Source organism: Archangium sp., from assembly GCF_036388035.1.
Classification (GTDB): Bacteria; Myxococcota; Myxococcia; order Myxococcales; family Myxococcaceae; genus Archangium.
In genome coordinates, this window is record NZ_DASVSO010000754.1 from 1 (window position 1) to 10260 (window position 10260).

7 protein-coding genes and 1 pseudogene are annotated in these 10260 nt (G+C 71.4%); 2 read left to right on the forward strand and 6 right to left on the reverse strand.

Features of this window, described 5'->3' with window-relative positions; all coding sequences use genetic code 11:
- Positions 1-772, reverse strand: a 772-nt coding sequence (locus tag VF697_RS30870) for a polyketide synthase (protein WP_331100550.1), incomplete at its 3' end; no start/stop codon positions are given.
- Between the two features lie 301 nt (positions 773-1073).
- Here VF697_RS30870 and VF697_RS30875 point away from each other — a divergent pair.
- The gene (locus VF697_RS30875) at positions 1074-5507 is read left to right on the forward strand and encodes an AAA domain-containing protein (protein WP_331100551.1); all 4434 of its coding nucleotides are present in this window, start codon (positions 1074-1076) and stop codon (positions 5505-5507) included.
- 19 nt (positions 5508-5526) lie between these two features.
- Here the strand turns inward: VF697_RS30875 and VF697_RS30880 are convergent, their stop codons facing one another.
- The 4 genes from VF697_RS30880 to VF697_RS30895 form a co-directional block, all read right to left on the reverse strand.
- Positions 5527-6033, reverse strand: a complete 507-nt coding sequence (locus tag VF697_RS30880) for a hypothetical protein (protein ID WP_331100552.1) — start codon at positions 6031-6033, stop codon at positions 5527-5529.
- An 18-nt stretch (positions 6034-6051) separates the two neighbouring features.
- Complete coding sequence (locus VF697_RS30885) at positions 6052-6471, reverse strand: hypothetical protein (protein WP_331100554.1); 420 nt, start codon at positions 6469-6471, stop codon at positions 6052-6054.
- A 5-nt stretch (positions 6472-6476) separates the two neighbouring features.
- The gene (locus tag VF697_RS30890; protein WP_331100556.1) at positions 6477-7130 is read right to left on the reverse strand and encodes an NADPH-dependent F420 reductase; all 654 of its coding nucleotides are present in this window, start codon (positions 7128-7130) and stop codon (positions 6477-6479) included.
- Between the two features lie 85 nt (positions 7131-7215).
- On the reverse strand, positions 7216-8886 hold the full coding sequence (locus VF697_RS30895) for an N-acetylmuramoyl-L-alanine amidase (RefSeq protein WP_331100557.1): 1671 nt from the start codon (positions 8884-8886) through the stop codon (positions 7216-7218).
- Between the two features lie 156 nt (positions 8887-9042).
- Here VF697_RS30895 and VF697_RS30900 point away from each other — a divergent pair, with 156 nt between their 5' ends.
- Positions 9043-9969, forward strand: a complete 927-nt coding sequence (locus VF697_RS30900) for a hypothetical protein (RefSeq protein ID WP_331100559.1) — start codon at positions 9043-9045, stop codon at positions 9967-9969.
- Between the two features lie 10 nt (positions 9970-9979).
- Here the strand turns inward: VF697_RS30900 and VF697_RS30905 are convergent.
- Positions 9980-10260, reverse strand: a pseudogene (locus VF697_RS30905) (DUF3592 domain-containing protein); the annotation flags it as partial.

Below are 10260 nucleotides of genomic sequence, written 5' to 3' on the forward strand. Positions count from 1 at the left end.
AGCCGTTGGCGCGCGAGTCGAACGTCTTGCAGCGCCCGTCCGGCGACAGCATGCCCGCGCGCGACTCGGCGATGGTGAACTCGGGCTGGAACATGGCGTTGACGCCGCCGGCCAGCGCGAGCGTGGACTCACCGTTCCACAGGCTCTGGCACGCCAGGTGGACGCACACCATGGACGACGAGCACGCGGTGTCCAGCGAGAGGCTGGGGCCGCGCAGGTCGTACCAGTACGAGAGCCGGTTGGCCGCCATCGTCATGGACGTGCCCGTGCCGGTGTGCGAACCAATCAGGTCGCGGTTGCTGCCGCGCAGGTAGGAGATCTTTGCGTCCTCCGTGAAGACGCCCACGAAGACGCCCGTGCGGCTGCCCGCGAGGCCCTCCGGCCGGATGCCCGCGTCCTCGAACGCCTCCCACGTCACCTCCATCAGCCACGCCTGCATCGGGTCCAGGTGGGACGCCTCGCGCGGCGACATGCCGAAGAACATCGCGTCGAAGGTCCCCAGCTTCTGGTCCACGAAGCCGCCCCAGCGCGTCACCATCTTCCCTGGCCGGCTCGGGCGCGCGTCGTAGTAGCTGTCCGCGTCCCAGCGGTCCGCTGGCACCTCCCGGATGGCGTCCACGCCCTCGCAGATCATCTTCCAGAAGGCCTCGGGGCCATTCGCACCGGGGAAGCGGCACCCGATGCCGATGATGGCGATGGGCTCGGGGGACTCCACGCTGCTGTCGGGGGACTGGCCGGATGTGCCACGCGTCGAAGAAGAATGGGCGCTCATCGGTACTCGAACTCCGGACTTACTGAAGAAGTGAGGGGCAGGTCCGCGTTGAGCTCGATGCATGACGCGGTGCAACTGCGCGCGAAGCGTTTACTGCAAAGCAGTTACGGTTTTCAAATCAGCGTTAGGTTTTTTGCACCCATAGTGTAGTTTTCCTAGGAGGAGCAGGCCCTACCTGTAGGATGATCGGCCGCTCTTGACGAAGGCTCCCTGGCAATCGCTTATCAAACACCAGTTTGTGGGATAATCATCACTACTGCTGGTTTCTTGATTAAGCCCACTTCCCAGGCGAAGCCGCATCATGCCTGGGGGGACTGACAGGCCGGGGCCGGAGGCCGTGCTAAAGGAGGGCCCCCCTGGGAGGTGCGCCCTGTCCGAGCCCCGCAACCGCTTCCTCGAGAAGATGCTGGATCGCCTGTACGCCTCGCTCGCTTCGGGCCCGAGCATCAACTGCCGTCCCCACAACAGCCGCCAGCGCGTGGACCTCACGGTGCTCAGCCGCCTGGATGGCACCTCGCCGCAGGCGGTGCTGGCGGGGCTCCTCGGGGACAAGGGCGTGGTGAAGCTCTCCGTGCGCGCCTCGGGCGCGGCGAAGGAGGCGGACGCCCCGGGCAAGCGCGAGGAGGACGAGCGGCAGGCGCTGGTGCGCAAGCTGGGCACCATCGCCGAGGACGCCCGCACCTTCGAGCAGGACACCGGCGCCCAGGTGCTGCACGTGGGCTTCCCCCTGCTCAACCTGCCCCCGGACTCGAAGGACAAGCGGGGCTTCGCCAGCACCAAGCGTGTCCTGGCGCCCGTCGCCTTCATCCCCGTGCGTCTCACCCTCAATAAGGGCCGCACCCCGAGCGTGGAGCTGGAGGCCGCCGCCGACGGCGTGGATCGCGTCATGCCCAATACCGCCCTGCTCGCGTGGGTGGAGCGGCAGACCGGCAAGCGCCTCGGTGAGCTGTTCGCCGACGAGCAGGGCCAGGAGCCCTGGCGCGAGGTGAATGAGCTGGCCGCCGCCGTGGCCAAGGCCCTGGAGCTGCCCGCCCTCGCGCCCTTCACCCCGGAGACGCCCCTCTCCCCCACCCCTCGCTCCGAGGACGAGACCGCGGCTGGCGCCGCCATCATCCCGTGTGCCGTGCTCGGCCTCTACCCGCTGTCCAACCAGAGCCTCGTGGACGACATGCGGGCACTCGTGGACGGCGAGCCCGTCCAGGGTCCCATCGAGAGCTTCCTGCGCGTGGGCGTCTCCCTCGGAGATGGGAGCGCTCCCAAGGCTCGAGCGGTGGCGCGGAGCACCTGGCGCTCGGGCGAGGACCGGCTCGTCTCCCATGCGGACCCCTGCCAGTCGCGCGCGGTGCGGCTCGCGCGCAGCAGCCGGGGCCTCGTGGTCCACGGGCCTCCGGGCACCGGCAAGTCGCAGACCATCGCCAACGCCATTGGCGACCACCTGGCGCGCGGCGAGCGCGTCCTGCTCGTCTGTGACAAGCGCACCGCGCTGGACGTGGTGAAGCACCGGCTGGAGCACCTCGGCCTGGGCTCGCTCTGCGCGGTGGTGCATGACGCGCAGCGCGACCAGCGCGAGCTCTACCTGGGCATCCGCGAGCAGCTCGACAACCTCACCGACGCCCGGGGCAACCCCGCCGCCCAGGCCGAGCTCTCCCGCGTGGATGCCGAGATGCAGACGCTCCACGACGAGCTCTCCTCCGCCGAGCGCGCCCTCTCCGAGCGCCCCGCCGGAGGCACCGAGCCCTCCTTCCACGAGCTGGTGGGACAGTGGCTCGGCCAGGAGGCGCCGGAGTCGCTGGCGCGCGCGACGGAGGGACTCGGCTCCACCCGTCTGGCCGAGGCCCGCTCCCACGAGCGCGAGGTGCGCGAGGTGCTGGATCGCGGCGTGAAGGAGGGCTACCCGGACAACCCCTGGCGCACCGCGCTGGGCGCGGAGCTGAAGGACTACCTGTCCACGCCGCTCGCCACGTACCGCGAGCGGATGGCCTCCGCCATGGAGGCCGCGCGCGAGGCGGATGCCCAGGCCTCGCCGGACGTGCCGGCCTTCTCCCCCTCGGGAGACGTGGCCGCCGAGGGTCGGGCCCGCGCCGCACTGGCGGACAAGCTGGAGCCGGTGCTCCAGGACGCCCGCCCCGAGATGCTGGCCCGCTGGGCCTCGTCCATGTCCGAGGCGGTGCAGGCGGCGAAGACCCAGCTCGAGGGCCTGTCGCCCCAGGTGCAGGTGTTGAACGCGGGCCCGCTGGATGCGGAGCTGGCGCTGGTCCACCGCTCGGAGCCGCAGGGCCTGGGGACACTGGGCCAGTGGCTGACGTTCCTCGCGGCGTGGCTCCAGGTCGCGCCCAAGTGGTACCGCTTCCTCTTCTTCTTCACCCGGAGGGCGAAGGCCGCCGAGGTGCTGAGGCGCTTCGGGCTCACCGTGGCGACGGAGGCCACCGAGCGCGTCACCCGCTTCCTCACGGGCGTGCGTGCGCGCACCCTGCTCACCGAGTTCCACCACGGCGTCCTCTCCCCCGGCCCCAGCGAGCCCCTCACGGATGAAGCGCTCGCCCGGAGCCTGCGGACCCATGCCGCGCTCTTCGACGTGCTGTTGCAGTTGGAGCGTCCGGCGCTCGCCTCCTGCCGGCAGGTGGTCCGGGATGCGCTGAGGGGAGATGCGGCGATGCACGCCCGGCTGCTCGCGGGCCTGCGCCAGTCGGCCGCGCGAGGCGAGGCCGTGGCCCGACTGGAGACCCGGCTGGCCGAGGTGGGCCTCTTCACTCCGGCGTGGCGTGAGATCCAGGGCCGGGAGCTGCGCGCGGGCACGCAGCTGCAACCGCTCCTCGCGTCGCTCACCTCGCGGCTGTCCAGCGTGGAGGGATTGTTGAGGATCCGGGCGCTCGTGGCCGGGCTGCCTCCGGCGCTCGGCGCGACGGCCGACAAGCTGGCCCTGGCGGGCGCGGAGGCCGAGAACGGCTGGCGCGCGGTGCGCAAGGCGGTGCTGGCCGCGGAGGTGTCGGCCCGGCTGCGGGAGAACCCGGTGCTCCAGCACATCGACGCCGATCGCATCCACGCGAGCCAGACGCGCTACCGCTCCCTGGAGGCCCGGAAGCGCGAGCTGGTGCGCGATGTCATCCTCCACCGCTGGACGGAGCGCCAGCGCGAGCGGCTGCTGGCCGCCACGGGAGGACGGCTCAACGGGCTGAGCACGGAGCTGCGCCGCCGCCTGCTGCTGCGCGGCGAGCGCGCGATGCGGGTGCGTCAGGTCATCGCCACGGGCGCGGGCATCGAGGGGGGAGATCCCCTCTTCGACATGCGGCCGGTGTGGATGGCGAGCCCCCAGACGGTGGCGCAGATCTTCCCCCGCCGGGAGCTCTTCGACGTGGTCATCTTCGACGAGTCCTCGCAGTGCCGCCTGGAGGAAGCGCTGCCGGTGCTGACGCGGGCGAAGCGGGTGGTCATCGCGGGAGACCCCAAGCAGCTCCCGCCCACGCGCTTCTTCGAGTCCGCAGTGGTGCAGAGCCAGGAGGAGACGGAGGCCGAGGGCGAGCAGGGTCTCTTCGAGGAGCAGCAGGCCGAAGTGGAGGATCTGCTCGGCGCGGCGCTGAACCTGGAGATCGACCAGTGCTACCTGGACGTGCACTACCGCTCGCGGAACGCGGACCTGATCGGCTTCAGCAACGAGCACTTCTATGACTCGCGGCTACAGGCCATTCCGGGCCACCCGTCCAACCGGGTGGAGCACGCGCCGCTGCGGCTCGTCCACACGGGAGGCCGCTACGAGAAGCGGGTGAACGAAGTGGAGGCGCGGGCGGTGGCGGCGCTCGTCAAGGAGCTGCTCTCGCGTCCGGAGCCCCCGTCCATCGGCGTGGCGTGCTTCAACCTGACGCAGCGGGACGTCATCACCGAGGAGCTGGACGAGCTGGCGGCGACGGACGCGGACTTCGCGGCGAAGCTGGCGGCGGCGCGGGTCCGGCGCGGCGAGGGCTCGTTCGAGGGGCTCTTCGTGAAGAACCTGGAGAACGTCCAGGGCGACGAGCGGGACCACATCATCATCAGCACCACGTACGGACCGGACTCGAAGGGCCGCTTCTACCGGCGCTTCGGACCGCTGGGGAGCGCGGGCGGCGGGCGGCGGCTCAACGTGCTGGTGACGCGGGCCCGGCAGATGGTGCACCTGGTGACGTCCATCCCGCGCGAGCAGTACTCGGCACTGCCTCCCGTGGAGGGCGGCCGGAAGCCGAATGGCGGCTGGCTGCTCTTCGCCTACCTCCAGTACGCCGAGCGGCTCGCGGAGGAGTACGCGCGCGAGTCCGCGCAGCCGGTGGAGACCCAGGAGCGGCCGGAGCCGGAGGTGCGCGAGCGGGAGACGGAAGCGGGCTCGGCCTTCGCGCGGTCCCTGGCGGCGGACCTGGCGCGGGCCCACGGCGTCTCCTCGGACGTGCACTGGGGCAACGACGGCTTCTGCGTGGACGTGGCCCTGCACCATCCTCGCCGCGCGGGAGACGTGACGGTGGGCGTGCTGTGCGACGGCACGCGCTACCCGAAGGCGACGGACCCGGTGGAGTGGGACCTGTTCCGCACGGCCGTCCTGGAGTCCCAGGGCTGGAAGCTGGTGCGGCTGTGGTCACCCCACTTCTTCCGTGACCCCCAGGGGGCCCGGGAGAAGGTGCTCCAGGCGGCCAGCGAGCAGATCGCGCGCCAGCCGCCGGTGCCGGCCTCTGCGTCGACCCAGGGAGAGCCGGCCCGCCGCGTCCTCAATTGAGCCGCCGTCCAGCGGCGGTTCAGCGCGCGGTGCGGAAGGCGAGCGTCACGGTGGTCGTGAGCGCGGCGAGCACGAGCGACCACCAGGCGGCGCTTCCCGGCAACGCCTCGGTGGTGAAGCGGGGATCCACCGCCCGGGTCGCGAGGAAGCCAGCGAGGCTCGCGGTGCCACAGACGACGAAGCCCGTCACGAGGGGCAGGAAGAGCATCGTCCAGGCCGCTCCGAGCGCTCCACCGCCCAGCGGGCGAGGCAGGCCAGTGGACGAGGCCGCCAGCACCAGCAGGGCCGCCACGGCGAAGACGAGGGCCGCGGCCGTCCAGTAGCGGATGCGATCCCGCTTCCAGAGCGCCTCGACGAAAGGAGGGTTCTCCCCTCCGAAGACGACGTGGGTGTGGCCGGCGCGCTCACGCTCCAGGCGCACCTGGCGGCCGTGAGCCTTGGCGGCCACGACAAAAGTCACCACGGACAGGACAAGGACGATGGCGCGAAGCGGCAGCGCGTCGCGCACGGATGAAGCGTCGGACATGGGAGCCTTCCCTTCCCTTCACTTCTTCGATTCACGAACCGCGGCCGCGTTTTTCGGATCCGCGTAGGCCCCTTCGAGTGCGCGGGGACGCTGCTCCTCGAGGGCCCCGAAGGCGAAGCCGCTCGCGTTCTCCACGAGGAGGCACGGCCCATCGGGTGTCGCCACCGTGTGTCCGGCCCGGAAGCCCCCGCCCGAGAGTCCAGCGCGCAGGGCCTCCAGGTTGTCGACGACATACAGGGGGAGCACGCTCCCCGGTGGACGGTGATCGGCGAGGAGCAGCAGCGGCCCCTCCCCGGTTCTCACGGCCGCCACGTCCGCTCCGAACTTGCGAAAGCGCCAGACCAGCTCGCCGCCGAGGACCTCCTGGTGGAAGGCGAGATCCTTCTCGACGTTGGCACTGCCCACGTACAGGTAGCGAAGCGGACCGAGGCGGCCCATGACGCTCAGCCCTTCTTGACGACGTGGACGTTGAAGTCCGGGGTGCCCAGCGCGCCCCACATGCGGACCCACAGCAGCAGGTAGCTCTCGGTGCCGCGCGCGGTGGTGATGTCACCCATGTCCATGACGTGCTTCCAGCCGAACGACTCGGTGAGGAACTGCTTCACCCGGTTCTTCGCCTCGGCGTCGTTGCCGGAGACGAACACGGTGTGCTCACCGGGGATGCGCGACGGGTCCACCATCACGGGGGCGCTGATGGTGTTGAGCGTCTTGACCACCTTCAGCTCGGGGAAGGCGCGCTGGATGCGCTCGCCCAGCGAGTCGTCGTTGGAGACGAACAGCGTGGGCGGCATGCCCTTGCTGAAGTCCAGCGGGTTGGAGAGATCCAGGAGGATCTTCCCCTTGAGGTTCTCCTTCCCAGCGGCCTCGAGCGCGGGAATCGAGCCCGTGCCCAGCGTGCAGTTGAAGAGGAGCTCCCCGAAGGCCGCCGCGTCGGCGAACGTGCCCTGCGAGGCCTTGGCGCCCGCCTTCTTCACCCAGGCCGCGGCCTTCTCGTTGTTGGCCGAGCGCGAGCCCATCTTCACCTCGTGCCCCAGCGCGACCAGCTTGCTGGCGATCGTCTCGCCGACCACCCCGGTACCCAGAACCGCGATCTTCATGGCTTTGCCTCCGTGGGGCGCCCCCTGTATGGCGCCAGACACCAGAACCGTAGCCGTCAACCGCGCCCCTGGCGAGCCCCCGGGGTTACTCCACCTGCACGCGGGCCAGCTTGCCGCGCTCGCCGATGAAGTCGTCCACGCCGTGGGCGATGGCCCGAGCCACGTCGTCCTGGTACTTCTCCGAGGCCAGCCGCTTCTCCTCCTCGGGGTGGGACAGGAAGGCCGTCTCCACGAGGATGGCCGGCATCTTCGTGCCCAGCAGCACGTAGAAGAGCGCCTCCTTCGTGCCCAGGTCCTTCACCCCCGAGTAGTCACTGGACAGGTGGCTCACCAGGCTCTTCTGCACCTGGGTCGCCAGCCGCGTGGACTCCTCGGTGTTGGCCTTGGTGGCCAGGTCCGCGAGGATGAACTGCAGGTCGCTGATGCCCTTCTCCGAGGACGCGTTCTCGCGCGCCGCCAGGCGGATGGAGTAGCGGTCCGCCGAGGTGTTGAGCGTGTACGTCTCGATGCCCCGCAGCTTCGAGGTAGGCGCCGAGTTGCAGTGGATGGAGATGAAGAGATCTCCCCTCAGCGCGTTGGCCTGCCGCGCACGCTCCTCCAGCTTGAGGTAGCGATCGTCCTCGCGGGTGAGCAGTACCTCCAGGCCGCGCTCGCGCAGCTGGTGCGCGAGCTTCCGCGCGATGGCCAGCGTCACGTCCTTCTCCCGGGTGCCCTTGCGGCCGATGGCGCCCGTGTCGTGCCCGCCGTGGCCCGCGTCGATGACCACCCGGCGCACCTTCAGCCCGAGCTGCTCCGCCAGCGTCAGCTCGGACTTGTTGGACACCTTGGCCACGGCCTTGAGGCGCGCCTGGGCCACCTGCTCGTCCACCGGGGCGGTGACGGGCTTGTTCGTCGGCGCGGGCGGCTCGGGGACCGCGACCGGAGCGGTGGCCACGGTCTGCACGGGCTCCACCACCGGCTTCGACTCGGGAGCCGGCGCGGGCTTCGACTCCGGGGCGGGCGCCGCCTGCGCCACCGGAGGGGCCTTCGTGGCGGGCTCCCGCCCGTGCCGGCCGATGGCGTCGATCAGCGGCGAGGCGCCGGAGGACTCGGCCACGGCGGGCGCCGGCTCCGGATCGGCCGGCTTCGACAGGTCGACGCGGACGACGGGCAGCGGCTCGGCCGGGGGCGACCTGGGGCTCTCGGAGGAGGCCACGGCGGGCGCCGGGGCGGGCGTCGGCTCGGGAGCGCGCACCGGGGCCTTGGGGGTGTTGCGCGCTGGCAGCGAGGCCAGCAGGGCCTTCATCTCGCGGACCCGGTCCCCCTTGGGGTTGGCCGCGAGGCTGCCGGTGAGGACGCGGCGCGCGGACTCGGGCTGATCCAACCGCTCGAAGTAGATGTGCGCGAGCGCGAGGGCCGCGTCGTCCGCGAGCCGGTGCCGCGGGTGGGCCTCCACCACGCGCGTGTAGTCGGCGATGGCCGCCTGCTGATCCTGGGCGACGAAGGAGATGCGGCTCAGCCCGCTGAGCAGCTCCGCGGCGGTGTAGAGGGCCTCCGGCGTGCGGGGGCTCCTGGGGTAGTGGCTGGCCACGGCCTCGAACTTGCTGGCCACGTTGAGCCAGTGGTGGCGCAGCTTGCGCCGGGTCGCGTCATCCTTGAGGACGTAATAGGACTTGCGAGCCTCCTGGTAGGCGACCTCGGCCGCGTCGCGCTTCGCCGCCTGGACGGCGAGTGGCAGGAGCAGGGCCAGCAGCAGGAGGGCGGAGCGCGGGAGCATCGGAAGTCCTCCGGGGACGGCGAGGGCTACAGACGTGTGTCACGCCCCCCCACCCCCGGCAAATTTTCGACCCCCAGGGGATTTGAAGCCCGACCCGGCGGACGGGTACACTCGGCCATCGGGCACCTTTCCTGTGCCGTGTTTTCGGGAGATTCCATGGCGCAACCACCCCCGGGTCAGGGCGGCAAGGGACAGGGCGGCTCGGGTCCTGGTCAGCGCACGTCCACCAGCGGCGCCACACCGGCGGCTCGCACCAACACCGGGACGGGCCTTCCCCGCACGGCCACCAGCGGCTCCACGCCCGCGGCCCGGACCGCCACGGGGGAGCAGGCCGTCCGCCGCAGCCCCACCCTGTCGAGCCTTCCCAACGTGCGCGCCGGCGTCAACGCCTTCGAGCTGGGCTCCATCCCGGACTCCAAGTCCTACAAGAAGAAGATCGACAGGTCCGCCTTCGACGGCGAGGAGGAGCACACCCAGGTGGACGCCCTGCTGGGCGCCCGCCGGGTGGTGACGCCTCCTCCCGAGGAGGAGAGCACCTCGGTGGGCAAGGTCTTCGACGGGACGACCCCGCCCAAGGAGCTGACCAGCCGCGACCTGTGGAAGGCCATCAACGCCCCCCTGCAGAGCCGCGAGGGCCGGCGCACCGCGGACCTCTACAAGCAGGTCCTCAACCAGTTCGCCGCCGGCCACAACCCGCGCTACGAGCCCGAGGAGCCGAGCCGGCTGCGCGCCCACATCTTCGTCTGGGACGTCACCCGCGCGATGAACGCGGAGCTCCCCCACTTCGTCGGGGCTCGGGAGCTGTCGCTCGCGCAGACGTGCGACTGGCTGCGCCAGGAGGCCCCCATGCGAGGCTGGCGCCGGGCGGATGCCGAGGGCGCCGCCGCGGCCGCCAACGCGGGCAAGCCCGTGGTGGCCGTCCCCAGGGACTCCAGCGTCCGGGCGATCGCCATGGTGCGCCCGGGAGAGCTGGGCCCCGACGGCAGGCCGCGCTTCGCCGCCGCGGGCCTCAAGCGGGGCAACGACCTGAGCACCCAGGAGGCCCTGGGCGTGTTTGCCGTGGAGTACTTCTTCCACGACTGAGGCGGGTGCCTCAGCGCACCCAGCGCAGCGCCCGGGCCAGCTCCTCGTCGATGACGCGGGCCTGGTCGGGCAGCGCGGACGACACCGCCGCCAGCACCTTGTCCCCGTTGCGCACCGGAGCCCGGCCGGGGCGCAGCCGCGCGCGCACCGCGTGCTTCCGATCCTGCTTCCAGTAGCTGGCCGGGAAGAGCACCTCGCGGCGGGACTCCGGCAGCGGGCCCTCCGGCGTCAGCCACACCAGCGCGCCCGTGCGCAGGGGCTCCAGCTCCACGCGCAGCGTCCGCCGCAGCT